The sequence below is a fragment of the Pseudomonas sp. F-14 TE3482 genome, from assembly GCF_053629455.1.
The window spans coordinates 4,505,141-4,531,005 of sequence record NZ_JBRJII010000001.1 but is presented as its reverse complement, the minus strand read 5'-3'; the positions used below and the strand labels follow the sequence as shown (position 1 = coordinate 4,531,005).

Genomic DNA, 25,865 nt, shown 5'->3' with positions numbered 1-25,865 from the left:
AAAAAAATTTACGTTTTCTCTATTCGCCCCTACTTCAGACCGTCCCTAAGGGACGTTGGTAGGGGTCAGGTCAACGTGCGAAGACCTCTCGCACCGGACGTATTCTCACAGATTCTGAATCTGGATCTAGACTCCTCATCAATACCTTGCCAGGGACGAGTCGATGAAAAACATACTCCTGTTTATCCTTTCTTCACTCACAATTGCCTTTGGGGCTTCAACCATCACGTTGTATGCAAAATATCAGGAGGTTGTGAGTCAAGTAAAAACATCACCCTCGAAAAATGAACCCATTCCGTTCGTTGTAAAAAACAATTTAGGTGGGCAAATATTCGTCGTGACGCGCGATGGGGAAAGCCTCCCACTAGGGGGGGTCATGATCTCAATTCACAGGCTTGATGAGTTCAAAAAGATTATTGTACCTCTTCAGAAGGTGGTTGCTGTCGATGTAGTTGATCTAGCCCCAAGGTTAATTACCATGCAGCAAGACATAATTAGCACTATGGAAAGGGACAAGAAGAGGGGCTATCGTTCAGAAAAAGAATCGGACAAAAAAATGGCTGAGTTTGAAAAAATGATTTTTGCAAGAAACAAACTACTGCGTAATCTTGTCAACAGTTCGTCTGGTGAGCGGTACCTGAGCTCCCTTCAGGCTCCTTTTTTGACCACACAATCTGATGCGAGCGGAAAATTTAACTTCACACTACCATCAAATACGGAATGGGTAGTTGCCACGTGCACGTCACGCGAAGTCGGAAAGCGAGAAGAGCGCTACTGTTGGTTTGTCACGGTTGATGGATCTAAGGATATTTTGCTGAATAACCACAACATGTTTGGGAGGATGTCGGAAGATTCAGCAATAAAAATGCCTGAGATTGCCACATCCTGCACATACAATGATGTATGTATAGCTTATTCCCATATTATGAATTCCGTATACTCCAAATACCTATCGGCAACTAATAAGCAATAGTGAATGCCAGCATCTAACGTCTTACATGATGGTGAGCCGTGCCAGTATTCACCAATCCATCCCTTCGTTGGCGCTCGATGGAACTGATCAAGCGTCCCAGTCGAAGTAGTAAATTTTCTTGCGTGTCGCAGAAGTTCTGAGTTATGCGACGACTCATTCGGGTCTGACGGTAACGGCTTTACGATGTCGCGTGAGTTTGTTGCAGATACTCAATTATCATGCGATATGACTTGCGACAGATGTGGCATTGAGAAGGTTGGGAGGTGAACCCCGATAGGCTCAGTACCCACTCAGGGCAAAGATCTGGAGTAGCAACGAAGCACGCTGTCGAAATTAGTCTGTCGCAACTGAACGAAAATGGCCGCTTTTGGCCGAAAGTGGCTTGTTGCTAAGGGCTGTAATCGACCCAAAGCTGACGCTTAAAGTCGTCTAGGAAAACCTGGCGATTCAAACTTCTCAATTAGCCATGCTAGTCAACAAGTCTTCTAGCTCTTTGGGCGAGGCTTGATTTATATATTTTGAACAAGCATCAGGGGTTTCGTGGCAAACAAGGGCTAGCGAGAATTTTGTTTGCCATTCTTCGATCCCTTTACCGTCGATATATGCCCCCATTAAGTCGTATAAATTATGAGCACCTATGGCTCTGTCAAACGGCAAGTCTATATCTGAAATTGAGCCACATTTTTGCCTCAGCTTGTCAACTTCTGATTTCCATGTTGCTATCTTTGGATTTTGGTATCCCTCTGCATGGATACTTTGTATTGAAAGATACAGTTCTCGAGCCTTATGAAATTGCTCAATTATCGCATTACCACATGAAAATTCATTTGCCATCACGGGGCACGATAACAGCAAGCTGAGGAGTGCAATATTTTTCATTTTATCTCCAGTTAATAGGCAATATGGATAATAGGGGCAGGCCACTATTGCTACGCTTTGTGGAGTAGAGAAAACGTGGCCTGTCCCTAATGCCTTCCTGTTGGGCGGGCTCACGCTACTCCTGTAACTGCCGCAAGAGCAGTAGACGGAAGGCAACAGATTCGGGCCGCATCTACCACCGGTTTCGATTCCGGCCATAAGCTAGCAGCCCTCCTGATTATTTCTATTCTGGTGGTGTCGGTAGTCACAAAGTGCGATGCGGCAGCCTCAAGCGCAGACTCAAGATGTTCAACGTCGAACTTGGGTCGCTCTTGTAGGATGCTTTATCGTCCAACGACACGATCTTGATGTCTTCAAATTCGGTCATCATGGAACTCTCCTTTGTTCTCTAACTATTATTAGTCGACCGTTATGTCGTAAAACGTTGCTTGTCGTCCTGTAAGCCCTTGTTTTCCTGAAGGTGGTCACGGCGAGCGCGACACTATCCGAGGAGAAACACGACGCGGATGGCAAGGCCAAACTGCTAGATCAGTGTAGGCGGCAAATCAAACAATGCTGGCGACATGCCAGACAGCTTGTCCGTTGGCCGCTTCTGGCCGGGCAGATGTGCTCGACGGGGCGCCAACGCACGTTTTCGCCATTGGCTTCGACCGACAGGCGGGCCCGACGCAAGTAGTCCAAGGTGGCCATAGTCAAAACTCCTCGAGGTCGGGTAATTCATCGACCTGTCCGACTCCCCTTCTATACACCTCCGACTCCTGTCCGATATGCCCGAAAGGCAAAGGTTTGTAGGCGTCCGAATAGTCCGAAGTCCCTAAGGGTTTCGTTTTCTTCGGACAGACTCAGCTACCAGGACATGGGGTCCGTCCCGCTCAACTATTCCACGCTTCTGCAAGCCTTCACACGCCTCCTTGGCGCGGTTGCGCTCCAGCCCGGCAACCTCGCAGCGCACCTTCCAGTCATCGAAGAGGATGTTGATCGGATGATCTTCTCGGCCCTGCTTGGCAAGCCGGGTGGTGACCTCCCCCCACATCTGGTTCAGGACGTCCAGGGCCTTCTGCTGGTTCTTCCCTTGCGGCCTCGTCGTAGGAGCTGGTGCGGTGTACTCAGTCAACTTCAACGCCGCGCCACCAACCAAACTTCCGCTATCGTCGTGCACCGGCACCCACACTAGCTCGAAGGCGAGCGGCAGCGGCTCTTCTGCGTCCTTCATCTTGCGCGGAGTCAGTCGGATCAGATTGTCTACGTCGCTCCGACTGACTTCGTACTCGACATCAGCGGCCCCCTTCAGGGCGGAGGACCCGCGCGCGCCCTTTTCCCCATCCTTACCGCTGTGGTGGATGATCAGCACGGTAGCCTTCCAGTGTCGACGTAGCGCGTCGGCATTGCGCACAAACAGCCCAACTTCCGTTGCGCTGTTTTCGTCGCCGCCGAAGTTGCGGGCCATCGTGTCGATAACGATCAGAGCCGGGGCTTCGCCGGTTGCGTCTGCGAGTTGCTGAACCGACTCGGCTATCTTCGCCACGTTGGTAGCGCTGGATAGGTCGGTGGGGGCATCGGACACGAATAACAGTGCCGGCATGTCGGTGCTATTGTGCTGAGCCCATGCTCGCAAACGTCGCGCCAGCCCGTTGTGGCCTTCGCCCGCGATGTAGAACACTGTTCCCCGCTTCACATCATGCCCGTGGAATGGGATACCCATAGCGATGCAGCACGACAAATCCAGGGCCAAGAAGGATTTGCCCTTGCCGGGAGGGCCATACACTACAGCAAGCGCATCCTCCTCGATGTATCCGCGAACTAGCCACGCGACAGGTTTCACCGGCATGTCGCAGGCGGCAACGAACCGGAACGGCCTTGTGCTGTGCAGACGCTGGTCAACCTCGGCCCACTGGTCGCCATAACGGTCTTGTACCTTTGCATTCATACACGCTCCTCCCGTTGAGCCAGACGGCGACGTGCCATCTCCAAGCGGTCTAGATCTGACTTCGGCAGCTTCTCGCCTCGAGCTTGCAGGGACAGGCCAATCGCGACGATGTAACGCTCGTGCTCAACTGCCGCACGACTGGGCCCTCGTCGGGAGGAGCGCTGGCCGCCATCAGGAAACAGGTCGCGCATCTCCAGGCCAATAGCCGTGACAATTTGCGCCGCCGAACAGCCAGCCCAGCATTTCAACAGTAGCGTGCCGTCTCCCGTTTCCGTGATCTTCAGGCTCGGATTGCGGTCATCATGAGCCGGGCAACAGGCGACCCACTGGCTTGGTTTAAGGAGGTGCACCTTATTTAGAAGCGGCAACAGCTTGTCGGCGGGCATCATAGTTGTACCTCGCAAAACCAGCACAGAGAGATCAGGACCAAGTGGGGCTGCAGGCCGACGGCGTACTCGTTGCGGTGCAAGTCAGTGGCGCGACTGTGGAGTGCGGACGAGTTGCACGTAGCATCGTGCTTCAAGGGCGGTGCTCCGAATGGAGATTTGAAGACAGCTGCACGACGGTTTACCACCCGGGCACTCGAGCACGCATTTCGGTTTGACTGAGCCTGCATTAGTACGAGGCCATTTTTCTTCGCAAAGGCGGCCATTTTCATGCTGCGTCCCTCGCTTCGATCTTGGCGCGCAGCCATGCCTCCACCTCAGCCAAGACGTAATACGCAGCAGCCTGGCGGGTGTCGCCGTCTTTGATCGGCTTCGGGAAGGTCGGGTCTTTCTTGCGGAGCTTGTCCAAGCCCGAGCGGGATAGGTCCAACCAGCGACACAGCGCTGGCTGGCGGATTAGAGCTTTTGCGGGAGTCGTTGCAGGGTGCATTTGAGCGCCTCCGTATGGGTGACGCTCACAAGATAGTTATCGAAACAACGGCCAAATAATTACCCCGTCGTTTGTTTACGCCGCCACTCTCGATAGGTTGATTTCGGGATTTTTAAACGCCGCTCGATGATATTTGCGAAATCGCGCCGCGACTTGCCGGTAGCCAACAACTCCGCTTCCAGCTTGGCGACTGCCGCCCAATCGTGAAGGGCGGTTCGTCCGGCGCGGGCCGTCTCCATCTTCTGCTTGTACTTTTGGGCAATCTCAGACCTGACTGCCTGCTCAGCTTCAACGGTGGAGTGCAGGTCCTTTTGCAAAAAATGGCGCTCCGCTACTGCCATTTCAAGTGACTGCAACCGTTTGATCAGCTCTCGAACCTCCTCAACAGCGCACTCGGCATGGCTGTCTGGATCAAACTGCCGCGCTTCTTTGATATGGCCTAGCACCAATAGACAAGATGATCGGACATCCAGCAGCGAGCAGACATATTTGGGCAAATGAAAGCCGAAGGTGGAAAACTTCATGTGTTGGCAATCGCTCAATGATTCGAACCAGTCAGGACTGTACCCGGTGGTCTTTACCAAGCAGTCAAGGGCTCGCCCGGCCAGCTCCTGACAAGGCATCTCAAATGCGAGGTCAATATCAATTGGCGCTCGTTCAATCTCAGCACGAAGGATGACCCCGGCCAGAAAGTCCCGCGTGTACTCACTTTCCCCGCAATCCCATTGCGTAAGGTGCGCTTCAATGATCGGCAGCATGTCAGGTTTTATCATGCTCCCACCGCCCCTAGAGCTCTGGGCTCACCAACACTGACCTTATGCTGCGCAAACTCGTAGGGCGTAATGTGCTTTTCCCGGTTGGCGTCCAAGTAGTCAGCCCACCACGTCATCATCCGTCGGCGCTCTTCCAAGTGCTCAGCCTTGTGGATGTAAGCCGCGCGCACGCCGTTGCGCTCTTGATGGCTCATTTGCCGCTCAACCGCGTCACGCGACCATAGGCCGGACTCGACCAACGCGGAACAGGCCATAGTGCGGAAACCGTGCCCGCAAACCTCTATCTTGGTGTCGTACCCCATACGGCGCAGTGACTTGTTTACGGTGTTCTCCGACATTGGCCGCCAGTGGTAGTGATCGCCCGGCAACACCAGATCAAAACGCCCGCTTAGCCGGTGTATCTGCTCTAGTACTTCCAGCGTCTGGCGTGACAACGGGACAAGGTGCGGAGTCCCCATCTTGGCTCCTCGGTGCGACCTCTTGACGCCCTCGATTGGTGCCCGTTCGCCGGGAATCGTCCACATGCTCCGGGTAAAGTCGAACTCAGTCCAGCGGGCAAAGCGCAGCTCACTAGAACGAATGAACACCAGTAGAGCGAGGCTTACAGCAAGACAGGTAAGCGGTCGTCCGGTGTCAGCCTCGCAGCGTTGCAACAACTCCGGCAACCGCTCAAGAGGCAAGGCCGGGCGGTGTTTGGTCTTGCGGGTGGCAGTCCCCCCCACCAGATCAAGCGCCGGGTTGTATTCGATAAACTCGCGCTGAACGGCGATTCGCATGATTCCGGCGATGCGCTGGCGCAGTCGCCCAACCACATCAAGCGCGCCGCGCTTCTCTACCGCCTTCAGACAGGCCAGCAGGTCGCGGGTTTTCAGGTCGGATACAGGGCGTTTGCCCAGCATGGGGAAAAGATCGACCTCGATCTCTTTCAGCACCCTGACCGCGTGATCCTTCGACCATTTGCCAGCCATGCTGGCGTGCCATTCCAGGGCCAGCGCCTCAAAGGTGTTCCCCGCCTCATTGGCCGCCTCGATCTTTGCTTGCTTAGCGCTCTCGATGGGGTCTTGGCCATGCGCCAGCAACTCGAGTGCATCGGCTCGACGCGCGCGGGCGGCCTTCAGAGTGAGAGCCGGGTAGTTGCCGAACGTGACCAGACCGGGCTTACCGCTTGGCTTTTTATACTTGAAGCGCCAGACCTTGGTGCCGGTAGCCCTTACAAGCAAAAAAAGCCCTTGCCCGTCGAACAGGGTGTAGTTCTTTGCGCGGGGTTTGGCGGCCTCGCATTTGGGGTCAGTAAGAGGGGTTACGGTGCGCGCCATAGGTATACGCCTCGATATCGAACCGATATATACCTAAACGTATACCTAAATCGTGGGGCTGTACAGGAACATACGGGGATATTCAGACACAAAAAAACCGGCTATAAGGCCGGTTTCTCTAGGCTTCAGGTGTTTACAGGAACATCTGAAATCATACTATTGGTGCCCGAAGCCGGAATCGAACCGGCACGCCCTTACGAGCGGGGGATTTTAAGTCCCATGCGTCTACCAGTTTCGCCATTCGGGCGGTAGCGCGATAAAGCGGTCTGAAGACTGACCAATAACAATCTGGCAGTTCTTACGCTTGTGCAACAGAGGGGGAAATATATACATCCCGCCCCGGTGAAGCAAGTTCACAAAGATCCTTTTCAAGACTAAATCTTGCAGGACTGCGAAAATAAAAAAGCTCCGTAGATCATGGATCTACGGAGCTCGTTTAAAGTGGAGGCCGAAGTCGGAATCGAACCGGCGTAGGTGGATTTGCAATCCACTGCATAACCATTTTGCTATTCGGCCTCAAACATCTGATGTCAGTAGCACAACATCAAACGTGTAAACTCGTATCTGGAAACAAGATTCTAATCTAGTATCCAACCCTTTGAAATCTAAGGGGTTTTCGTGTTCCCTAAGCAGGAATGGACGCAATTCTGGACTGGTTCGAAAGGCATGTCAAGAACTGGAGAAAAATAATTCCAGGTCCGTCCCGTCAGCCTTAAAAGATCGCAGCCTTCGGCGGCTCCAACATGGGTCGCGTACATCCGTAGGAGCTGCCGAAGGCTGCGATCTTTTGATCTTGTGCCCTTTAATGACTGACCGCCACCACCCGTTGCAACCGCTGCCGATACTGACTGGGAGTTTCCTGCATTTCATGGCGGAAGTGTCGATTGAAATTCGACAGGTTGGCATAACCTACTTCAAAGCAGATATCTGCAACGCTGAAACTGCTTTGCGCCAGCAAACGGCAGGCACGCTGGACCCGCAGTTTACGTGTCAGGTCGACGAAGGTATGGCCAGTGGCGCGCTTGAAGAATTTGGAGAAGGCCGGCTCGTTCATGTCCAGGCGCTGGGCGATGACGGACATCCGCAGCTCATCCGCGAGATCGTTGAGGATGTAGTCGAAGACAATACTCATGCGCTGGGCCGTCAATGCGTCGAGCATCGGCGCATATTGCAGGCTGGCGAGCGTCTGTCGCTCGGTGTCGGGGGCCAATGCCAACAACTGCAGCAACGACAGGAACAGGCACAGCCTCTGCAATCCTTGGCACTGACCGATTTCTTCCAGCAGTCGGGCCGCTTTTTTACGGGTCACGCCATGAAACTGGATGCCCTGGGCCGCCTGACGAAACAGGCTTTGCAATTCGCTGAGTTCAGGGATCTTGTCGTGCAGTTGCATCAACATCTGACCATCGAATTGCAACACGACGTCGCGGCCGGCAATCACCTCCCCTTTGCCCAGGTCGCTGATCCAGTCGTGAGGCAGGCCTGGGCCGATCAGGGCGACGTGGCCGGCCTCGAACAGGCCGATGTAGTCACCCGCCAATAGCCGACCACTGCCTTCGCGGATCAGGTGGATCTCGAATTCCGGATGATGATTCCAACGCGCAAGGTCGAAGGGATAGTCATGCTCATACCAACGAAAGCTGTGCTGGGGCTCGTTCAGAATGACTTCAAGCGCGGGCGGCTTGTCTGCGGCTACGTGATGGTTCATCACCCTGGCGATTCCATTTTTGTTGGTTTTATCAAGGCTACCGCGAAGCCGGGACGAATCGACGAGATTCGAAACTCCACGGCGCTGTTATCAGATTCACACTAAGCAGACAGCAAGCCTAGCGTCCTGTGTGGCGGTCACTGATACTTTTTTTCCACTGTCCTGCCCGGTTAAAAAAGTATCAGTGCGGTGTATGCCGTTCATTTGTTCACCACTTGGGTTGCTGTAATCCTGTGTTCATCCCGTTGCGGCCATGGCTCGCACCGTGGATTACAACAACAATAAGTGCCTCTGCCGCCCAAGGCGCAGAGCGGAGAACACGATGAAGATCATCCCAAGCGCATTTTTTCTATCCGCCGGCCTGTCCTCTGCCCTGCTCTGCCAGGCTGGCGAAACGGTGACCATCGCCACCGTGAACAACAGCGACATGATCCGCATGCAGCGGCTGTCCAAAACATTCGAACAGCAGCATCCGGACGTGAAGCTCAACTGGGTGGTGCTTGAAGAGAACGTGTTGCGTCAGCGCCTGACCACTGACATTGCCACTCAGGGCGGTCAATTCGACGTGCTCACCATCGGCACGTACGAAACACCGCTGTGGGGTGCAAAGCATTGGCTGGAACCGATAAAGGATCTGCCCGCCAGCTATGACCTCGAGGATATTTTCCCCTCGGTCCGTCAGGGACTGTCAGTCAACGACACGCTCTATGCCCTGCCGTTTTATGGCGAAAGTACCATCACCTATTACCGAACCGACTTGTTCAAGAACGCCGGCCTGAGCATGCCCGAGCACCCGACCTGGACGCAGCTCGGTGAGTTCGCCGGCAAGCTGCACCAGCCGGACAAAGAGCAGTATGGAATGTGCCTGCGCGGCAAGGCTGGTTGGGGTGAAAACATGGCGCTGCTGACCACCATGTCCAACGCTTTTGGCGCGCGCTGGTTCAACGAGCAGTGGCAGCCGCAACTCACTGGGCCGGAATGGACCGCTGCCGCGAACTTCTACGTCAACACCCTCAAGCAGTACGGCCCGCCGGGTGTTTCGAGCAATGGCTTCAACGAGACACTGGCCCTGTTCAACAGCGGCAAGTGCGCGATCTGGGTCGATGCCAGCGTCGCCGGGTCCTTCATCACCGATAAAACCCAAAGCAAAGTGGCTGACAATGTCAGCTTCGTCGCGGCGCCCACGCAGGTCACCGACAAGGGCTCGTCCTGGCTCTATGCCTGGTCGCTGGCCATCCCTGCGACGTCCAAACACAAGGAAGCCGCCAAAGCCTTTGTGACCTGGGCGACCTCCAAGGACTACATCCAACTGATCGCCGATAAGGATGGCATCACCAACGTACCGCCGGGCACTCGCATGTCCACCTACAGCAACGCTTATTTGCAGGCTGCACCCTTCGCCGCTGTCACGCTGAAAATGATGCAGAACGCCGACCCTGCACACCCGTCAGTCCAACCCGTGCCTTATGTCGGTATCCAGTACGTGACCATTCCTGAATTCCAGGCCATCGGCACGTCGGTCGGCAAGCTGCTGTCTGCGGCGCTCACCGGGCAGATGCCGGTTGAGCAGGCTCTGGCCTCCGCCCAGCAAACCACCGAACGCGAGATGAAACGCGCTGGTTATCCAAAATAGCAACATACCGATAAATTAAGACGCAGAACCAGTGGGAGAACCTGTAGGAGCGAGGCTTGCCCGCGAAGAATGCGCCGCAGTTTTTCAGGTATTACGCGTCATCGTTCTTCGCGGGCAAGCCTCGCTCCTACAGGGGGGCTTCGCAGATTGACGACCGCTTTTAGTGCCCTCAACGGGCATCTCTTTAGCTCTAACGATTGGATGGAAAAAATGAAACGTCTGGAAGGAAAAAGCGCCCTTATCACCGGTTCTGCCAGAGGCATCGGAAGAACGTTCGCGCAAGCCTATATCCGCGAAGGCGCTACGGTCGCGATCGCAGACATCAACCTGGAACGCGCGCAAGCCACTGCGGCCGAGCTGGGGCCGAATGCCTATGCGGTCGAGATGGACGTGACCGATCAGCAGTCAATCGACGGCGCTATCGCAGCGGTCATCGCCACCGCAGGCAAGCTCGATATCCTGATCAACAACGCGGCCCTGTTTGATCTCGCACCGATTACGGAAATTTCTCGCGAGAGCTACGAACGGCTGTTTTCGATCAACGTGTCCGGCACCCTGTTCACCCTGCAGGCCGCGGCCAAACAGATGATCCGCCAGGGCCATGGCGGCAGAATCATCAATATGGCCAGTCAGGCCGGTCGACGCGGTGAAGCGCTTGTCGCGGTGTATTGCGCGACCAAAGCGGCGGTGATCAGCCTCACGCAATCGGCCGGTCTCAATCTCATTCCCCATAACATCAACGTGAATGCCATCGCACCGGGCGTGGTGGATGGTGAGCATTGGGATGGCGTCGATGCGCTGTTCGCCAAATATGAGAACCGGCCGCTTGGGGAAAAGAAAAGGCTGGCGGGTCAGGAAGTACCCTATGGACGCATGGGCACGGCAGACGATCTTGTCGGCATGGCGATCTTCCTGGCATCAAACGAGAGTGAGTATGTCGTGGCGCAAACCTATAACGTCGATGGCGGCAACTGGATGAACTGACGAGTATCGAACCCGAATTAAAGCCCCTACCGAACAGGCCATGTCTACTGCACCTTAGACATGGCCTTCTCGTTCCCGTCCGGCCCTCAATGCCCGCGAATGTAGTGCTCCAGTTGCCGAATCAAATCCGCCTGCTCGACGATGGCTTCCTTCACCAGATCGCCAATCGACAACAGCCCGATCAGTTCACCGCTCTCCAGCACCGGCAGATGGCGCAAATGACTGTCGGTCATGACCGCCATGCAGCGCTCGATACTCTGCTGGCTGTCGGCGGTCACCACCGGTGTGCTCATGATCTCGCGCACCGGTGTGCCGACCGAAGAACGCCCCTGTAGAACCACCTTGCGCGCATAGTCGCGCTCGCTGATGACACCGACCACCTGCCCGTCTTCGATGACGGGCAACGCGCCGACGTTCTTCTCGGCCATCATTTTCAGGGCGTCGAGGACCATCTGATCCGGTGCGATGCTGTGCACCTGCTGGTTTTGCACGACTTTCAGTTTGAGCAACTGTGCGGCTGTCTTCATCAACGTTCTCCGATACGGTTCAGGGCAGCGATCAAGCCGCCGCGACTTCCACGACGCCGGCGTTCAGGCGCACCGGCCACACTCGCAGGCGCTGCTCCGGGTACTCCAGGCAACTGCCGTCTTCAAGACGGAAATGCTGCTTGTAGATCGGCGACGCCACCACCAGATCACCCTTGAGGCTGCCGATCAGTCCACGGCCGATGACGTTCGCGCCGGATTGCGGATCATGGTTGTCGATGGCGTAGAGGGTGCGACCTTCGGCCTGCGGCAGGTAGAACAGCGCCACCTGCGCGCCGTCGAGCCAGACCACGACGCCGGAGTTGCTGACCAGATCCTGCTGGCTGCACACCGCCTGCCACGCCTGAGCATTGGCGGCCGTGGCAAGGGCGTTGACACGCTGGGTATTGGACTGACTCATCAGGCATTCTCCTCGGTGACAGGGATAAGGTTGAGTTCGGCGGCCATGATCGGCCGGCGTTGACCGCGCTCCTGAACAAAATGGATGTCCGGGTCCGGGCGTTGATCGTTGACGAAGGTGCGGAAGCGCTTGAGTTTTTCCGGGTCTTTGAGGGCGTTGGCCCATTCGCATTCGTAGCGGTTGACCACCAGTTGCATTTGCGATTCGAGTTCCGCGCCGAGCCCCAGGCTGTCGTTGATCACCACGTCCTTGAGGTAATCCAGGCCGCCCTCCAGGCTTTCGCGCCAGACCGAGGTGCGCTGCAATTTATCGGCGGTGCGGATGTAGAACATCAGGAAGCGGTCGATGTAACGGATCAGGGTTTCATCGTCGAGGTCAGTGGCGAACAGCTCGGCATGACGCGGACGCATACCGCCGTTACCGGCCACGTAGAGGTTCCAGCCGTTCTCGGTGGCGATCACGCCCACGTCCTTGCTTTGCGCCTCGGCACATTCACGGGTGCAGCCAGAGACGGCGAACTTGAGCTTGTGCGGCGAGCGCAGGCCTTTGTAGCGATCCTCGAGGGTCAGGGCCATTTTCACGCTGTCCTGCACGCCGTAACGGCACCAGGTGCTGCCGACGCAAGACTTCACCGTGCGGGTCGATTTGCCGTAGGCATGCCCGGTTTCGAAACCGGCCTCAATCAACTCGGACCAGATGTCCGGCAACTGATGCAACTGCGCGCCGAACAGGTCGATCCGCTGGCCGCCGGTGATTTTGGTGTAGAGGTCGTATTTCTTCGCCACCACGCCAATCGCAATCAGCTTGTCGGCTGTGATCTCGCCCCCGGCGATGCGCGGCACCACCGAATAGGTGCCGTTTTTCTGCATGTTGGCCATGAAAGTGTCATTGGTGTCCTGCAACGGCACCAGCGAAGCGTCCATGATCGGCTGGTTCCAGCACGAGGCGAGGATCGAGCCCACCGCCGGTTTGCATACGTCGCAACCGGTGTGGCCGCGACCGTGCTTGGCCAGCAGTTCTTCGAAGGTGATCACCCCTTCTACCCGCACCAGCGCATAAAGCTCCTGACGGGTGTAGGCGAAGTGTTCGCACAGGCTCTTGTCGACACTGACGCCACGGGCAATCAATTCATGTTCGAATACTTGCTTGAGCAGCCCCGCGCAACCACCGCAACCGGTGCAAGCCTTGGTCTGCGACTTGAGCAGGCCGAGGTCGGTGCAGCCACCGTCGATGGCCGAGCAGATCGAGCCCTTGGTGACGTTATGGCACGAACATACCGTCGCCGCCTCAGGCAGCGCGCCCGGGCCCAAGGTTGGCGCGCCGGTAGACGACGGCAGAATCAGGCTGGCCGGTTCCGACGGCAAGGCAATGCCGTTCTGCATGTATTGCAGCAGGGTGTCGTAATAGCTGTTGTCGCCGACCAACACCGCGCCGAGCACGCGTTTGCTGTCAGCATCCACCACCAGGCGACGGTAGCTGGCCGTCGCTTCATCGATGAACTGATAACTGCGCGCACCCGGCGTCTGGGCGTGAGCATCGCCGATGGAGCCGACGTCAACGCCGAGCAGTTTGAGCTTGGTCGACATGTCCGCGCCCTGGAACGGCTCCGCCACTTGATTGCACAGCAGCGATGCGACGCCACGGGCCATTTGATAACCGGGAGCGACCAGACCGAAGAGGCTGCCATTCCAGGCCGCACACTCGCCGATGGCGTAGATGTTCGGATCGCTGGTCAGGCACTGATCGTCAATCACCACGCCGCCACGGGGACCGATGTCCAGCGCACATTGGCGGGCCAGCGCATCTTGCGCGCGGATGCCGGCGGAGAACACGATCAGGTCGGCTTCAAGAAATTCGTCATTGGCAAAGTTCATCCGGTAGCGGTACTGCTCGCCGGCACTGATCGACTGTGTGCCACGGGACAGGTGCACACCCACACCGAGCCGCTCGATCTGCGCCTTCAGCGCCAGGCCACCCTGCTCGTCCAGCTGCACCGGCATCAGGCGCGGGGCGAATTCCACCACATGCGCTTCCAGGCCCAGGCTTTTCAGGGCGTTGGCGGCTTCCAGGCCAAGCAGGCCACCGCCGACTACTACGCCGCGCCGGGCATTGGCCGCCGCGGCACGAATCGCGTCGAGGTCTTCGAGGGTGCGATAGACCAGGCGCGAGTCACCTTCCGCACCTTCAATAGGCGGCACAAACGGATAAGAGCCGGTGGCCAGAACCAGTTTGTCGTACGAGACGCAACCTTGTGCGGTGATCACCTGACGGCGGTCACGGTCGATTTCCAGCACCGGCAAGCCCAAATGCAGAGTGACGCCCGGCGTCTGGTACAGAGAGGCTTCGCCCAGGGCCAACGACTCGGCATCGCGACCGCCGAAATACTCGGACAGATGCACCCGGTCGTAGGCGCGCATCGGCTCTTCGCTGAAGACATGCAGGCGATAGTGGTCAAGGGCGCCGCGCTCGATGAGCTGCTCGACACAATGATGTCCGACCATGCCATTGCCGATCACGATCAGTGTTTGCAGTTTGTTCAACGCGGCAACATTGGAATTCATAGTAAGCACCCAGCCAAAGCCAATCACGGTTAAAAAAAGCAAAAAAAAACGCCTGAAACCTCTCGGTTTCAGGCGTCTTTGCCTGTTCTTCGCGGTGTTCGACCTGGCGCCTTCGCCGGATCCACCGATATTGCCCACGACCTGCTCGGCCGCTCGATCATCGTTGATCGAGTGGGCTGCCCATCTGTTTTCGATGGACCTGAGGGGAACAATGCAGCCTTTGTGCCAGTCTGCCGCTTGATACTTCACTCGCGCTGAAAACCTCACGCTGAACAATCGGCGAATAGGCTTGGCGACCCGTGGGATAGGCGTGTTCTAGCGGGAGGACGGTCTTTCAGAAGGGGTTGCGTGGATCGTTGGCAACAGCGGATGTGGGCACTGGCAGAGGAGAAAACCCGGTGCACCGTTCGCGGCGGGTGCACGTTTTTATGGCATCGCGCTTTATAAAAGTGCATGTAGCGGTTTTTTTTCGAGGTTTTCACCGCGTGTAGGAAGTGCGCGCCAGATCATTCAACATCGATTAAAGGAGCCTGTTTAAGCGCCATCAAGGTTACTTCCTGAAAGCTACAAGACCTTGCGCCGTTGCCTACGCTTACGCCAGAATCCGCCGGCTTGTGCGCCTTGGGGCCGCTCGGTAACTTGATTCCTGTCACTGCCCATCAGTGATCGGGTTTAGCAGCCCGGGGTTACAAGCAAGTGCACAAGCTCTTGTCAGTCAGGCATTCCCATGCCTGCACTTGATGGTGGTTGTGCGCAGGGCGCCTTCGGGCGCGCCGGCTTTGCTAGCTTCCCCGGTCTGCTAACCTGCGTACAGCTGCCTCCCTCTCGTTTAGCAGCAGGAGGGTTGGCACCCAATCAGAGAAGCCAGCTTATGTTCAAAGTTACGCCGAACCCACCGGACATCGATTCGGTGTCTCCATACGAGCCCAATTCAAAGAAGCTCAATGAGGCCGCCGAGCGGGCTCTGAACTTCCACTTCCCGTCGAATGCCGACATCAAATCCACCGCGCGTAAACCCAGCAAGCTGTTTGCTGTGGCCCCAGAGGCGACTACCGAAACCCTGGCGGTTTTTTTGGTCGAGACACTGGCCTCGGTCGATGTGATGGTCCATCAGTTGGTGGATCATCTGGAGGGTGAGTCGCGTCACGCCCTGCTGGGCATTTCAAACAGCATCATGGTGGCGGAGATCACCGCGAACCGGGTGCTGGATCACATTAATACGCCTGAGTAGGTATGGGCTGTTGTGGTGAGTGAGTTACTGACGCAGGGTTGTGCAGTTTTGGGGGCCGCTGCGCGACCCAGCGGGAGCAAGCTCCCTCGCCACAGGTTTCTCGGTGTTTGTTCCCAGTAGCGTATCCCGAAGCCGCGACCTTTTGGCGCATGACCGGCGGGCCATCGATTGAGCGCCATAGCGCAACAGTTTGTTAACATCCGTGCGCTTTTTTTCGTCTGATTGATCAGTCACTGTAGATTCCCGGTCGCTACACAGGATGCTTTTTTCCATGAGTACGTTGTATACCCGTCGCACGGTCCTGCAAGGCATGAGCCTGTTGAGCCTTGGCCTGCTCGCCGGATGCGATGACAGCAGCAAGCTGTCGTTCAAGTACGGCAAGGACCTCAGCGACAAGATCATGGGGCGTACCTTCAAACTCAAGGACGCCCAGGGCGAAACCCGGATGCTGGGCAGCTACCGGGGCCTGATGCCGATGGTTTTTTTCGGTTTCACCCAATGCCCGGCGGTCTGCCCGACGACGCTGGCCCGTGCGGCACAGGCGAAAAAACTGATGGGCCGCGATGGCGAACGCCTGCAAGTGATCTTCATCACCCTGGACCCCGAACGCGATACGCCGCAAATGCTCGACGCCTACGTCAAAGCCTTCGATCCAAGTTTCGAGGCGCTGCACGGTACGCTGGAAGAAACCGCCGCCACCGCCAAGGAGTTCGGTGTGTTCTTTGAAAAGATCCCGAGCGGCTCGACCTATACCCTCTCCCACACCGCGACCAGCTTCGTTTTCGACTCCCGAGGCACTTTGCGCCTGGGGCTGTCCGCGTCCCTTACCGCTCAAGAGTGTGCAGAAGACCTGCTCACCGTCATGGAGGTCTGCTGATGACTTCGATCTACGCACCACGTATTAAACAGCTGACCCTGGGCCTTTTCCTGATCGGCATGGCCTGGCAGGTGTCCGCTCAAACCCAGGTGAACGACGCCTGGGTCCGTGCGACGGTGGCCGGCCAGCATTCGACCGGCGCCTTCATGACCCTTCAGGCCGACAGCGACAGCAAACTGCTCAGCGTGCAGTCGCCGGTGGCGAACACCGTGCAAATTCACCAATCCAGCATGAAAGACGATGTGATGAGCATGAGCCAGGTCGAGTCCGTCGCGCTGCCGGCCGGCAAACCGGTGAGCTTTGATCCCCATGGCTACCACATCATGCTGATGGACCTGACGACTCAGGTTAAGGAAGGCGACAAAGTGCCCTTGACCCTGACCGTGGAAAACGCCAAGGGCGAAAAAGAGACGATCAAGGTTGACGCCGAGACTCGGGCGCTCGGCATGCAGGATCACAGCAAGATGCATTGAGAGACTCAATCCCGGCCCGTCTGAACGCCACTGTCGCGGTGGTGTTCGGCTCGCGCTGAGAGTTTTCTGCGACACTTCGTAAATAACGAATTATTGGTAAAGAATATTCGATTTTTCTTCGCTGCAATCTCCCCGCTAGCATGACCCTGTCGGCTCCAGAACAAGTCCAGACAGGGAGAACGACATGCAACCCCTGAACATCGGTGAACTCTGGATGTGGGTCACCTTCATTGCCTTCGTCATCGCCATGCTGGCTTTGGATCTGTTTGTTTTCGGCGGGCGCAAGGCGCATCGGGTATCGGTGCGCGAGGCCTCGTCCTGGGTGATTGCGTGGTGCGCGCTAACGCTGACCTTCGCGGGATTGCTCTGGTGGTACTTGAATGGCGAGTTCGGGCCGGAGATTGCGCGACGCAAAACCCTGGAATTCCTCACGGGCTATCTGATCGAGCAGTCGCTGTCGATCGACAACATGTTCGTCTTTGTGATGATTTTCGGCTACTTCGCCGTACCGCCAGAGTTGCAACGCCGAGTGTTGCTGTACGGCGTGCTCGGGGCGATCGTGATGCGTGGGGCGATGATTCTCGCCGGTGTGTGGCTGGTGTCGCAGTTCGCGTGGCTGCTGTATGTGTTCGGTGTGTTCCTGATCATCACCGGGATCAAGATGCTGGTATTCGCCCATCAGCAGCCTGACCTCGATAAAAACCCCATATTGCGTTGGATACACAGCCATCTGCGCGTCACCGACGAGTTTCGTGGCGATCGCTTTTTTGTGATGAAAAAGGGGCGGCACTGGGCGACGCCAATGTTTCTGGTGCTGGTGCTGATCGAGGCCAGCGATCTGATGTTTGCGGTCGACAGCATCCCGGCAATCTTCGCCATTACCACCGACCCGTTCATTGTGTTCACCTCGAACATCTTCGCGATCATGGGCCTGCGCGCCCTGTACTTTTTGCTGGCCGACATGGCTGACCGCTTCCACCTGCTCAAATACGGTTTGGCGATCGTACTGGTGTTCATCGGCGCCAAGATGACGCTGATGCCGTGGCTTCACATGCCGGTTGAATGGTCGCTGGCCGTTGTCGGCGGGATCATTCTGACTTCGGTGCTGTTGAGTCTGGTCTTGACCCGCAAAGAGGATCAAATGCGCTCCCTGTAGGCGCTGCCCACGATCCCCTGCCGGTCTTATCTTTCGGTGTTGCGGTGGTATTGGCCTGCCCTCAACTGGTAGCCTGTGCGTCCCTGCCTGCATGTCTCTGATGGATCATCGGCGCCTTGATGATCACTTCACCCCTTTCAATCAAGACGACGGTGACGCATTTGATCAGCAGTACCCCATCACTGGCCCGCGATATCGACGGCAAAGCCATCTCTGCCCAGGTTCTCGACGAGGTCCGGGAGGAGGTTCTGGCCCTGGCCGGCCAGCAAATCTATCCCGCCCTTGCGGTCCTGTTGGTCGGTGACGACCCGGCCAGCCACGTTTATGTGCGCAACAAACTGCTGCGCGCCAAGGAAGTCGGTATCCGCTCCCTTGAATACCGCCTGCCGGAAACCGTCAGCCAGACCCAGGTTCTGGAACTGATTGCGCAACTCAACGCCGATGCCTCGGTGACCGGCATCCTGGTGCAATTGCCCTTGCCGGACTCTATCGATGAGCAGGCAGTGATTCATGCCATCGACCCGATCAAGGACGTGGACGGTTTTCATCGGGAAAATGTCGGTGGGCTGGTGCAAGGCATGGAGGTCCTGACCCCATGCACGCCCAGTGGCTGCATGCGCCTGCTGCACGAGACCTGCGGTGATGACTTGAGCGGCTTGCACGCGGTGGTCATCGGCCGTTCGAACATTGTCGGCAAACCGATGGCGACCTTGTTGTTGCAGGCCAACTGCTCGGTCAGCGTGGTGCATTCGCGTAGCGTCGACGCCCCGGCGTTGTGCCGGCTGGCGGATATCGTGGTCGCAGCGGTGGGTCGGCCTGAGTTGATCGACGCCAGTTGGCTCAAGCCCGGCGCGGTGGTCATCGATGTCGGCATCAACCGCATCGCCAGCGAGTCCGGCGATCGTCTGGTGGGCGATGTCGACTACGCCAGCGCCCGCACCGTCGCCCGGGCGATCACCCCGGTGCCGGGCGGCGTCGGGCCGATGACCATTGCCTATCTGCTGAAAAACACCCTGATCGCCAGCCAGTTGCAACGCGCCGCACAGGCCCGCGGGCAGCAGCCTGTGGACGACCTGGCGTTGAACTGAGCACAACGCACGGAAAAACCTGTGGGAGCGGGCTTGCCCGCGATGAGGGCGAGTCAGTCGATATCAATGTTGACTGATACACCGCTATCGCGGGCAAGCCCGCTCCCACAGGGATTGTGCTTGGCCGTTACTTCCCGGCGTGCAGCACCTGCGCTTGCGGCATCGCCGAAGAGTGGTGGTTGAGAATCTTCCACTGCCCGCCAACCTGTTCATAGACGAAGGTGTAGCGCGCCTGCACCTGACGAGTCTTGCCATCGGCCTCGGTCAGGAAAAAGGTGTAGACGCCGCTGTCCATCGCCACATTGGCGCCTAATGGACGGATCTCACGGAAGTTGATCTGGCCCACCGGCTTGAGCGCCATGAAGTGATCGAAGTAGTCCTTGATTTGTGCCGGCGTGGTGCGCACCTTGTTGGAAACCGTCGGCTGCAGCACGGCGTTCGGCGCGTACAGGTCGACCACGCTCTGAACATTGCCGCTCTTCAATGCGCTATTCCATTGATCAAACAGCGCGGCGATTTCACGATCCTTCACGTTACCGGGCTGTTCGGCCACGCTGCTGTAGACGTAAGGCACTGCCTCCAACGCCTGGGCCAACGGGGTGGTCAGGGCGAACAACAGGGCGATGGTTGAGGTCTTGAATTTCATTGCGCGATTCCAATGGTGGTCGATGGCCACACTGTGCCGTTCGAAGCGTCGCCCGCCATCGGCCAACCGGAGTCATTTGCCTATGCCATTCGGCAGATAGCGCCCTGCCCCGTCAACAAGGTTTAATGACGCCCCAGCCCGAACGGGCGTGCCCGCCGGAATCCGTCCATGCAAAACCCTGATCATGACCCCGGTAGCGCCCTGGCCATTCGCACCCAGTATCGGCAATCGCAAAGTCGCGCCGCGCGACTGCGGTTGCTGGTGGATACCGGCCAGGAACTGACGCAACTGGCCCCCGAGGCCATGCGTCAACGGGTGCTGCAACGGGCCTGCGCGTTCCTGGCGATGGACCACGCGTTACTGCTGGAATGGGACGTGGATGCGCAGGTCAAGACCACCGCCAGTCACGGCAGCCGTGATCGTTTATGCAGCCTCGAACACCTCGCCAATACCGCGATGCGCACCCCGCAATGGCAGGAGCAGCCCAGCGCGGTTCTGCCCAATGTGCTGCGGGTGCCGTTGCGCGGCGGCGATGGCGCGGCCTTCGGTGCGTTGGTGCTGGCCAACAGTGTCAGCATCAGTGCACCGGACACCGAGGACCTCGAATCCCTGCAATTGCTCGCCACCCTGCTGGCCGCGCACCTGGAAAACCAGCGGTTGCTGGATGCACTGGTGGCCCGCGAGCGCACCATGTCCGATCTGGTCCACAGGCTGTTCAGGGCACAGGAAGACGAACGCAAACGCATGGCTTACGACTTGCACGACGGCCTGGCGCAAACCCTCGCCGGGCTGCATCAGCGCCTGCAAGGTTTTGCCGGCCGCTGCCCGCCACTGCCCGACGAACTCAGCGCAGACTTACAGACGATTCTTGCACTGGCCCAGCACTGCGTCGGCGAAGGCCGGCAATTGATCAGCGGCCTGCGCCCGACGGTACTCGACGACTTTGGCTTGCTGAAGGCGGTCGACAAAGAAGCGGATCGCCTGCGTGACGCCGGGATCAAAGTGAACTGGAGCATGCGTTGCGAAGCACGTTTGCCCAGCCAGGTGGAAATCGCCCTGTTCCGGATCACCCAGGAAGGCATTAACAACATTCTCAAACATGCGCAGGCCAGCCACGTCGTCCTGGCGCTGGAGCTGCACGAAGGACAAGCCTCGCTACGGCTGGACGACAACGGCAAAGGTTTTGCCATGGAACAACGACTCGACACCTGCGGCGCCCGGCACTTGGGGCTCGCGGCGATGAAGGAACGCGCAAGCCTACTGGGCGGCGATTTCACTTGCGTCAGCCATGTGCAGGGTGGGACGCAACTGCGCGCCACCGTACCCTCCGACCTCAATGGAACAGCTCAATGACTGAAGTTTTACGTCTGGTTCTGGCGGACGATCATGAGGTCACCCGGACCGGCTTCGTCGCGCTGCTGGCGGGCCATCCGCAATTCGAAGTGGTCGGCCAGGCCCGCGATGGCCAGGAAGCAGTGGACGTTTGTGAGCGCTTGCGGCCCGACATCGTCATCCTCGACATTCGCATGCCCGTGCTCAACGGGCTGGGCGCGGCGCGGATTCTTCAGCAGCGCCTGCCGGCCCTGAAAGTGGTGATCTTCACCATGGACGACAGCCCGGATCACCTGGAAGCGGCGATGAATGCCGGTGCCGTGGGTTACCTGCTCAAAGACGCCAGCCGCAATGAAGTGATTGACGCCCTGCAACGCGTCGCCGCGGGCGAGGAAGCCCTCAACAGCGCCGTCAGCGCCCGCCTGCTACGTCGCATGACCGAGCGCAACGCCAACGGCGCCGCGCCTGCCGAAACCTTGACCGCCCGCGAACGCCAGGTCCTCGGGTTGGTAGCCAGCGGCTTCAGCAATCGTGAAATCGGCGAAGAACTCGGTATCACCACGGGCACGGCCAAAGCCCACGTGGAACGGGTCATCGGTAAACTCGGCGCCGCCGACCGAACCCAGGCGGCCGTTCGTGGCATGGCCCTGGGGCTGGTGACCCAGTCATGAAGGTTTCAAATGCTCGACGCTGGGCCGATCTGCCATTACGCGGCAAAGCCCTCGTGGTGATTTCCCTGCCGTTGGTAATCCTGTTGCTCTCGCTGGTGCTGATCTACATCACCGAGCGTCAGACCGCACGCGCGGAAGAGGACGTGCGCCGGGTGCTGCTGGTGCAAGGCGACATTCAGGCCGTGCACACCCTGCTCGCCGAGGCTGCCGCCAGCGTGCGCGGTTATCTGCTGACCCGTCGTGAGGATTTCCTGCCGGGTTATCGGCAAGCCAAGCCCTTGATCGAATCAGCCCTGCGACGGCTCGACAGCAACGTTCGCGATGAGCGGGTGCGCAAACATCTGGAGGCGATCACCCCGTTGATCGAGACCAAGGTCGAGGGTCTGGTTGAACTGCTCGACGATCGCAGCGCCACACCCGAGTCGATCACCACCATCCTGATCAACAACAAGCACATCCTCGACGAGTTGCGCGAACGCATCAGCGCCATGCGCACCCTCGAGGATACGTTGCTGGCCGAGCGCACCGCGGCGGCCGCCTCGACTCGCCAGCGTTTGTTGTTCTCCACCCTGCTGGCCGCGGCCTGCGGGCTGTTTGGCGCCATCGTGGCGGTGCTGTTCCTGTCCAAGGGCATCGTCGCCCGGGTCAAACAGGTCCAGGGCAACGCACAACGTCTGGCTCTCGGTCAGCCATTACTGCCGCAGCCGCCGGAGAACGATGAGATTGGTCAATTGGGCACGCGCCTGATCGAAGCCGGGTTGTTGCTGGCTGAACGTGAACGAGCGTTGCGCGACAACGAAGAGCGTCTGCGGCTGATCATCGACGGCGTGAAGGACTACGGTATTTTCGCCCTCGACACACAGGGTTTCGTCACCAGCTGGAATGCGGGCGCCGAACGGATCAAGGGCTACACCGAACAGGAAATCGTCGGTCAGCATTTTTCGGTGTTTTATCTGTCGCAAGAATGCCCGCAGCATCCCGACATGGCGCTGCGCGAGGCCACTCGCGACGGTCATTACATGGAAGAGGCCTGGCGTTGCCGCAAGGATGGCAGCCGCTTCTGGGCCAGCGTGGTGATTACCGCGCAATACGACAGCAGTGGCGCCTTGCGCGGATTCTCCAAGATCACCCGCGACATCACCGATCGCCGCGTGGCCGAGATAGCACTGAGCACCGCACGGGAAGAAGCCGAACGCGCCAGCCGCGCCAAAAGCGAGTTCCTGTCGCGCATGAGCCACGAACTGCGTACCCCGCTCAACTCCATTCTCGGCTTCGCACAACTGTTGGACATGGACTCACCCAAGGGGCAGCGGGCACAGATCGGTCATATCCTGCGGGCCGGACAACACCTGCTGACCCTGATCAACGAGGTGTTGGACATCGCCAAGATCGAAGCCGGGCGCCTGCCGCTGAATGTTGAAGCCGTGCCCTTGGCTGTGGTGCTGCAAGAAGCCCTGACACTGGTTTCCCCCATGGCCTGCGACGCTGGCATTCAACTGGTCGAGTTGCCGATGCTGGCCGCCGACAGCGGAATCGTCGCCGATCGGCAACGCCTGGTTCAGGTACTGCTCAACCTGCTGTCCAACGCGATCAAATACAACCGGCCCCAGGGCCAGGTGCATATCGAAGTCAGGGTTATTCAACAGCGAATTGCGGTGTCGGTCTGCGACACCGGCAAGGGCATTGCGGCCGATCGCCTGGAGCAACTGTTCAAGCCGTTCGAGCGTCTGGAGACTGATCCGAACGTGGAAGGCACCGGCCTGGGCCTGGCCTTGAGCAAGAGTCTGCTGGAAATGATGAACGGCAGTCTGACCGTCAAAAGCCAACCCGGCGAAGGCGCAAGTTTCACCCTGGAACTGCCCTTCGTGCGCCTGCAGCCAATCACCGAGCCACCGGTTGCACGAATCAGTCACCCAACGGTCACGGCCGCCCTCGCCGCTCCCGATTACCAGGGCAAAGTCCTGTGCATCGAAGACAATCTCTCGAGCCTGGCCCTGATCGAAACCCTGCTGCAACGTCGGCCGCACATCCAGTTGCTTTCAAGCATGCAGGGGCAAATGGGTCTGGACCTGGCCCGTCAACATGCGCCGCAGCTGATATTGCTCGACGTGGCGCTGCCGGATCTGGATGGTTTCAATGTGCTGCAACGCTTGCGTCAGTCTTCCATCACCCGTGCCATTCCCGTGCTGATGATTACCGCCGATGCCAGCGACCTCAGGCATCTGGCCTTGCTGGAAGCGGGAGCGACGGCGGTGCTGACCAAGCCGATTAACATCCCTTCATTCCTCGCCCATCTTGACCAGCATCTACCGGAGCCTGTGTGAACACCGACCTGCGCATTCTGATCATCGACGACCAGCGGCCCAACCTCGACTTGATGGAGCAGTTGCTTGTCCGCGAAGGGCTGACCAATGTACTGAGCAGTACCCAGCCGCTGCGAACCCTGGACCTGTTCAACAGCTTCGAGCCTGACCTGGTAATTCTCGACCTGCACATGCCGGAGTTCGACGGCTTTGCCGTACTGGAACAACTCAACCGGCGCATCCCGACCGGCGAATACCTGCCAATCCTCGTGCTTACCGCCGACGCCACCCGCGATACCCGCCTGCGCGCGCTGGCCCTGGGCGCCAAAGACTTCATCAGCAAGCCACTGGACGCCCTGGAAACCATGCTGCGCGTCTGGAACCTGCTCGAGACCCGCGCGCTGTATAAAGCCTTGCGTACCTTGGTCCCGGCGGATCAGATCGAGTTGCTGCGCCAGTTAAAGCCGCACCCAGTTAGCTGACTGAAGGGGCGGAATCACTGACGCTTTGCTACTGAAAGTCAGGTCACGGGGCTGGCTCGGTATTTTGGCGACCGGTTGTAGAAAGCCCAGCAAGGCCTGCTGGGTGTCATTCCAGGCCGTCGGGTGTTCCATATCGAGGAAGTGCCCGGCGTTCTTGATGGTCTGAAATTGAGCCTGACGGCTATGAGCGCCAAAAAGACGGGCGTCTTCCACCGAGGTGTACTCATCCCGTTCGCCGTTGATAAACAGCAGCGGAACTTCGATGGCATCGGCACAGGAAACGTAGCAATGAGTGTCCTGAGTCAGCACTTCGTTGACGTGAAAATGCATCTGCCGGTATTCGTGTTCGTCAAGGCTGCTGACATGGCGTTCGTTGAAACGCTTGAACAGCGACGGCAGATGCTTGCCGATCGTGCTGTTGATCAAGCGCCCTACATTGCGCCGATCACAGGCCTGGAGGAAGTGCCGGCCACTCTCCAGATAATCGCGCATCGGCGTATTGATTCGCGCCGCGAATGAACTGATCACCGCTTTTTCGATTCGTCGTGGGTGCTGGGCCAGCGCCAGCAAAGTCGCCGCGCCGCCCCAGGAAAAGGACAGCACATGCTGCGCCCGAAAGTGCTCGATCAACTCCAGCAATATTTCGGCTTCGTCTTCCTTGCGGATCGGCTGGTCATGCTGGTTGTGTTGTTTCGATTGACCGGCGTAGGGCTGATCGTAGAGAACTACGTTGAAGCGTGGCCGCAGGTAGCGCACCGTTTGGGCAAAAGAGGCGGTCGTTGCCAGCGAGCCGTTGACCAGAATAATGGTCTTGTCGGCGGTGGCGTTGAGGTAATGCTCGGTATAAACCCTGTACTTCTTACCAATCTGGACGATCGCAGTTTTCAACGTCATTTCATTCTATTCCTTGAACAAATTGGATCAGACACACAGCTTGATTGACCGTCCGGCTTCCTCCGGGCAAGCCTGACAGCACAAACCAGCGACAACGGTACAAGGGCGCTGAGATGAACGCCATGACCAATAAGTCA

General features: G+C 57.9%; 25 protein-coding genes and 2 tRNA genes. 12 read left to right on the top strand and 15 right to left on the bottom strand.

The genetic code is table 11. The features are described 5' to 3' along the window. The first annotated feature begins 163 nt into the window (after positions 1-163). A complete protein-coding gene (locus AB7M26_RS20350; RefSeq protein ID WP_429385894.1) occupies positions 164-973 on the top strand; it encodes a hypothetical protein in 810 nt (269 codons plus the stop codon). A gap of 456 nt (positions 974-1,429) precedes the next feature. On the opposite strand, the gene AB7M26_RS20345 is transcribed toward AB7M26_RS20350, so the two are convergent. The 10 genes from AB7M26_RS20345 to AB7M26_RS20300 form a co-directional block, all read right to left on the bottom strand. Continuing rightward, positions 1,430-1,966: a hypothetical protein gene (locus tag AB7M26_RS20345; RefSeq protein WP_429385892.1), complete on the bottom strand. Its 537-nt coding sequence runs from the start codon at positions 1,964-1,966 to the stop codon at positions 1,430-1,432. 130 nt (positions 1,967-2,096) lie between these two features. Then, entirely contained in the window at positions 2,097-2,222 is a 126-nt protein-coding gene (locus AB7M26_RS20340) for a hypothetical protein (protein WP_429385890.1), read from the bottom strand. Positions 2,223-2,666: 444 nt separating this feature from the next. Then, a complete protein-coding gene (locus AB7M26_RS20335; RefSeq protein WP_429385888.1) occupies positions 2,667-3,779 on the bottom strand; it encodes an AAA family ATPase in 1,113 nt (370 codons plus the stop codon). Beyond that, positions 3,776-4,168: a virulence-associated protein E gene (locus AB7M26_RS20330; protein WP_429385887.1), complete on the bottom strand. Its 393-nt coding sequence runs from the start codon at positions 4,166-4,168 to the stop codon at positions 3,776-3,778. The genes AB7M26_RS20335 and AB7M26_RS20330 overlap by 4 nt, the downstream gene beginning before the upstream one ends. A 265-nt stretch (positions 4,169-4,433) precedes the next feature. Beyond that, the gene (locus tag AB7M26_RS20325; RefSeq protein WP_429385885.1) at positions 4,434-4,655 is read right to left on the bottom strand and encodes a helix-turn-helix transcriptional regulator; all 222 of its coding nucleotides are present in this window, start codon (positions 4,653-4,655) and stop codon (positions 4,434-4,436) included. A gap of 59 nt (positions 4,656-4,714) precedes the next feature. Then, positions 4,715-5,428: a hypothetical protein gene (locus AB7M26_RS20320; RefSeq protein WP_429385883.1), complete on the bottom strand. Its 714-nt coding sequence runs from the start codon at positions 5,426-5,428 to the stop codon at positions 4,715-4,717. Beyond that, entirely contained in the window at positions 5,425-6,744 is a 1,320-nt protein-coding gene (locus AB7M26_RS20315; RefSeq protein ID WP_429385881.1) for a tyrosine-type recombinase/integrase, read from the bottom strand. The genes AB7M26_RS20320 and AB7M26_RS20315 overlap by 4 nt, the downstream gene beginning before the upstream one ends. A 160-nt stretch (positions 6,745-6,904) precedes the next feature. After that, a tRNA-Leu gene (locus AB7M26_RS20310) sits at positions 6,905-6,991 on the bottom strand. 195 nt (positions 6,992-7,186) lie between these two features. Further along, positions 7,187-7,260 (bottom strand) — tRNA-Cys (locus tag AB7M26_RS20305). A gap of 286 nt (positions 7,261-7,546) precedes the next feature. Beyond that, entirely contained in the window at positions 7,547-8,452 is a 906-nt protein-coding gene (locus tag AB7M26_RS20300) for a helix-turn-helix domain-containing protein (RefSeq protein WP_123494770.1), read from the bottom strand. Positions 8,453-8,774: 322 nt separating this feature from the next. Here AB7M26_RS20300 and AB7M26_RS20295 point away from each other — a divergent pair, with 322 nt between their 5' ends. Together AB7M26_RS20295 and AB7M26_RS20290 are read left to right on the top strand one after the other, a co-directional pair. Next, entirely contained in the window at positions 8,775-10,085 is a 1,311-nt protein-coding gene (locus AB7M26_RS20295; RefSeq protein ID WP_123494772.1) for an ABC transporter substrate-binding protein, read from the top strand. Between the two features lie 210 nt (positions 10,086-10,295). Next, the gene (locus tag AB7M26_RS20290) at positions 10,296-11,069 is read left to right on the top strand and encodes an L-iditol 2-dehydrogenase (protein ID WP_123494773.1); all 774 of its coding nucleotides are present in this window, start codon (positions 10,296-10,298) and stop codon (positions 11,067-11,069) included. A gap of 86 nt (positions 11,070-11,155) precedes the next feature. Here the strand turns inward: AB7M26_RS20290 and AB7M26_RS20285 are convergent, their stop codons facing one another. The 3 genes from AB7M26_RS20285 to nirB are packed head-to-tail and all read right to left on the bottom strand — an operon-like array spanning position 11,156 to position 14,575. Then, positions 11,156-11,596, bottom strand: a complete 441-nt coding sequence (locus tag AB7M26_RS20285; RefSeq protein ID WP_123494774.1) for a CBS domain-containing protein — start codon at positions 11,594-11,596, stop codon at positions 11,156-11,158. Positions 11,597-11,627: 31 nt separating this feature from the next. Next, positions 11,628-12,014: a nitrite reductase small subunit NirD gene (nirD, locus tag AB7M26_RS20280; protein ID WP_123358847.1), complete on the bottom strand. Its 387-nt coding sequence runs from the start codon at positions 12,012-12,014 to the stop codon at positions 11,628-11,630. Beyond that, entirely contained in the window at positions 12,014-14,575 is a 2,562-nt protein-coding gene (nirB, locus tag AB7M26_RS20275) for a nitrite reductase large subunit NirB (protein ID WP_123494775.1), read from the bottom strand. The genes nirD and nirB overlap by 1 nt, the downstream gene beginning before the upstream one ends. Before the next feature lie 871 nt (positions 14,576-15,446). On the opposite strand from nirB, the gene AB7M26_RS20270 reads away from it, so the two are divergent. The 5 genes from AB7M26_RS20270 to AB7M26_RS20250 all read left to right on the top strand — a co-directional run bounded on the left by AB7M26_RS20270 (position 15,447) and on the right by AB7M26_RS20250 (position 19,400). Then, positions 15,447-15,806, top strand: a complete 360-nt coding sequence (locus tag AB7M26_RS20270; protein WP_429388901.1) for a DUF6124 family protein — start codon at positions 15,447-15,449, stop codon at positions 15,804-15,806. A gap of 271 nt (positions 15,807-16,077) precedes the next feature. Then, positions 16,078-16,683 (top strand): SCO family protein, encoded by a 606-nt coding sequence (locus AB7M26_RS20265; RefSeq protein ID WP_008013467.1) that lies wholly within the window; start codon positions 16,078-16,080, stop codon positions 16,681-16,683. Next, positions 16,683-17,156: a copper chaperone PCu(A)C gene (locus tag AB7M26_RS20260; protein ID WP_123494777.1), complete on the top strand. Its 474-nt coding sequence runs from the start codon at positions 16,683-16,685 to the stop codon at positions 17,154-17,156. The genes AB7M26_RS20265 and AB7M26_RS20260 overlap by 1 nt, the downstream gene beginning before the upstream one ends. Before the next feature lie 184 nt (positions 17,157-17,340). Beyond that, positions 17,341-18,312 carry a TerC family protein gene (locus AB7M26_RS20255; RefSeq protein ID WP_123494778.1) on the top strand — a complete coding sequence of 324 codons (972 nt, stop codon included), beginning with the start codon at positions 17,341-17,343 and terminating at the stop codon, positions 18,310-18,312. Positions 18,313-18,431: 119 nt separating this feature from the next. Then, complete coding sequence (locus AB7M26_RS20250; RefSeq protein WP_123494780.1) at positions 18,432-19,400, top strand: bifunctional 5,10-methylenetetrahydrofolate dehydrogenase/5,10-methenyltetrahydrofolate cyclohydrolase; 969 nt, start codon at positions 18,432-18,434, stop codon at positions 19,398-19,400. Positions 19,401-19,527: 127 nt separating this feature from the next. On the opposite strand, the gene AB7M26_RS20245 is transcribed toward AB7M26_RS20250, so the two are convergent. Further along, the gene (locus AB7M26_RS20245) at positions 19,528-20,046 is read right to left on the bottom strand and encodes an SgcJ/EcaC family oxidoreductase (protein WP_429385876.1); all 519 of its coding nucleotides are present in this window, start codon (positions 20,044-20,046) and stop codon (positions 19,528-19,530) included. Between the two features lie 168 nt (positions 20,047-20,214). On the opposite strand from AB7M26_RS20245, the gene AB7M26_RS20240 reads away from it, so the two are divergent. The 4 genes from AB7M26_RS20240 to AB7M26_RS20225 are packed head-to-tail and all read left to right on the top strand — an operon-like array spanning position 20,215 to position 24,834. Further along, positions 20,215-21,399, top strand: a complete 1,185-nt coding sequence (locus AB7M26_RS20240) for a sensor histidine kinase (RefSeq protein WP_429385875.1) — start codon at positions 20,215-20,217, stop codon at positions 21,397-21,399. Further along, on the top strand, positions 21,396-22,049 hold the full coding sequence (locus AB7M26_RS20235) for a response regulator (RefSeq protein ID WP_429385874.1): 654 nt from the start codon (positions 21,396-21,398) through the stop codon (positions 22,047-22,049). The genes AB7M26_RS20240 and AB7M26_RS20235 overlap by 4 nt, the downstream gene beginning before the upstream one ends. After that, the gene (locus AB7M26_RS20230; protein ID WP_429385872.1) at positions 22,046-24,373 is read left to right on the top strand and encodes an ATP-binding protein; all 2,328 of its coding nucleotides are present in this window, start codon (positions 22,046-22,048) and stop codon (positions 24,371-24,373) included. Before AB7M26_RS20235 ends, AB7M26_RS20230 begins: the two co-directional genes overlap by 4 nt. Further along, positions 24,370-24,834 carry a response regulator gene (locus AB7M26_RS20225; protein WP_007901111.1) on the top strand — a complete coding sequence of 155 codons (465 nt, stop codon included), beginning with the start codon at positions 24,370-24,372 and terminating at the stop codon, positions 24,832-24,834. The genes AB7M26_RS20230 and AB7M26_RS20225 overlap by 4 nt, the downstream gene beginning before the upstream one ends. Here AB7M26_RS20225 and AB7M26_RS20220 read toward each other — a convergent pair. Then, positions 24,811-25,728 carry an alpha/beta fold hydrolase gene (locus AB7M26_RS20220; protein WP_123494786.1) on the bottom strand — a complete coding sequence of 306 codons (918 nt, stop codon included), beginning with the start codon at positions 25,726-25,728 and terminating at the stop codon, positions 24,811-24,813. The two genes, AB7M26_RS20225 and AB7M26_RS20220, sit on opposite strands and share 24 nt — an antisense overlap. Positions 25,729-25,865 lie beyond the last annotated feature (137 nt).

Coding starts and splice junctions, on each gene's coding strand:
- AB7M26_RS20350 (WP_429385894.1), top strand. CDS start 164: ATGAAAAACATACTCCTGTTTATCCTTTCTTCACTCACAATTGCCTTT.
- AB7M26_RS20340 (WP_429385890.1), bottom strand. CDS start 2,222: ATGATGACCGAATTTGAAGACATCAAGATCGTGTCGTTGGACGATAAA.
- AB7M26_RS20335 (WP_429385888.1), bottom strand. CDS start 3,779: ATGAATGCAAAGGTACAAGACCGTTATGGCGACCAGTGGGCCGAGGTT.
- AB7M26_RS20330 (WP_429385887.1), bottom strand. CDS start 4,168: ATGATGCCCGCCGACAAGCTGTTGCCGCTTCTAAATAAGGTGCACCTC.
- AB7M26_RS20325 (WP_429385885.1), bottom strand. CDS start 4,655: ATGCACCCTGCAACGACTCCCGCAAAAGCTCTAATCCGCCAGCCAGCG.
- AB7M26_RS20320 (WP_429385883.1), bottom strand. CDS start 5,428: ATGATAAAACCTGACATGCTGCCGATCATTGAAGCGCACCTTACGCAA.
- AB7M26_RS20315 (WP_429385881.1), bottom strand. CDS start 6,744: ATGGCGCGCACCGTAACCCCTCTTACTGACCCCAAATGCGAGGCCGCC.
- AB7M26_RS20300 (WP_123494770.1), bottom strand. CDS start 8,452: ATGAACCATCACGTAGCCGCAGACAAGCCGCCCGCGCTTGAAGTCATT.
- AB7M26_RS20295 (WP_123494772.1), top strand. CDS start 8,775: ATGAAGATCATCCCAAGCGCATTTTTTCTATCCGCCGGCCTGTCCTCT.
- AB7M26_RS20290 (WP_123494773.1), top strand. CDS start 10,296: ATGAAACGTCTGGAAGGAAAAAGCGCCCTTATCACCGGTTCTGCCAGA.
- AB7M26_RS20285 (WP_123494774.1), bottom strand. CDS start 11,596: ATGAAGACAGCCGCACAGTTGCTCAAACTGAAAGTCGTGCAAAACCAG.
- nirD (WP_123358847.1), bottom strand. CDS start 12,014: ATGAGTCAGTCCAATACCCAGCGTGTCAACGCCCTTGCCACGGCCGCC.
- nirB (WP_123494775.1), bottom strand. CDS start 14,575: ATGAATTCCAATGTTGCCGCGTTGAACAAACTGCAAACACTGATCGTG.
- AB7M26_RS20270 (WP_429388901.1), top strand. CDS start 15,447: ATGTTCAAAGTTACGCCGAACCCACCGGACATCGATTCGGTGTCTCCA.
- AB7M26_RS20265 (WP_008013467.1), top strand. CDS start 16,078: ATGAGTACGTTGTATACCCGTCGCACGGTCCTGCAAGGCATGAGCCTG.
- AB7M26_RS20260 (WP_123494777.1), top strand. CDS start 16,683: ATGACTTCGATCTACGCACCACGTATTAAACAGCTGACCCTGGGCCTT.
- AB7M26_RS20255 (WP_123494778.1), top strand. CDS start 17,341: ATGCAACCCCTGAACATCGGTGAACTCTGGATGTGGGTCACCTTCATT.
- AB7M26_RS20250 (WP_123494780.1), top strand. CDS start 18,432: ATGATCACTTCACCCCTTTCAATCAAGACGACGGTGACGCATTTGATC.
- AB7M26_RS20245 (WP_429385876.1), bottom strand. CDS start 20,046: ATGAAATTCAAGACCTCAACCATCGCCCTGTTGTTCGCCCTGACCACC.
- AB7M26_RS20240 (WP_429385875.1), top strand. CDS start 20,215: ATGCAAAACCCTGATCATGACCCCGGTAGCGCCCTGGCCATTCGCACC.
- AB7M26_RS20235 (WP_429385874.1), top strand. CDS start 21,396: ATGACTGAAGTTTTACGTCTGGTTCTGGCGGACGATCATGAGGTCACC.
- AB7M26_RS20230 (WP_429385872.1), top strand. CDS start 22,046: ATGAAGGTTTCAAATGCTCGACGCTGGGCCGATCTGCCATTACGCGGC.
- AB7M26_RS20220 (WP_123494786.1), bottom strand. CDS start 25,728: ATGACGTTGAAAACTGCGATCGTCCAGATTGGTAAGAAGTACAGGGTT.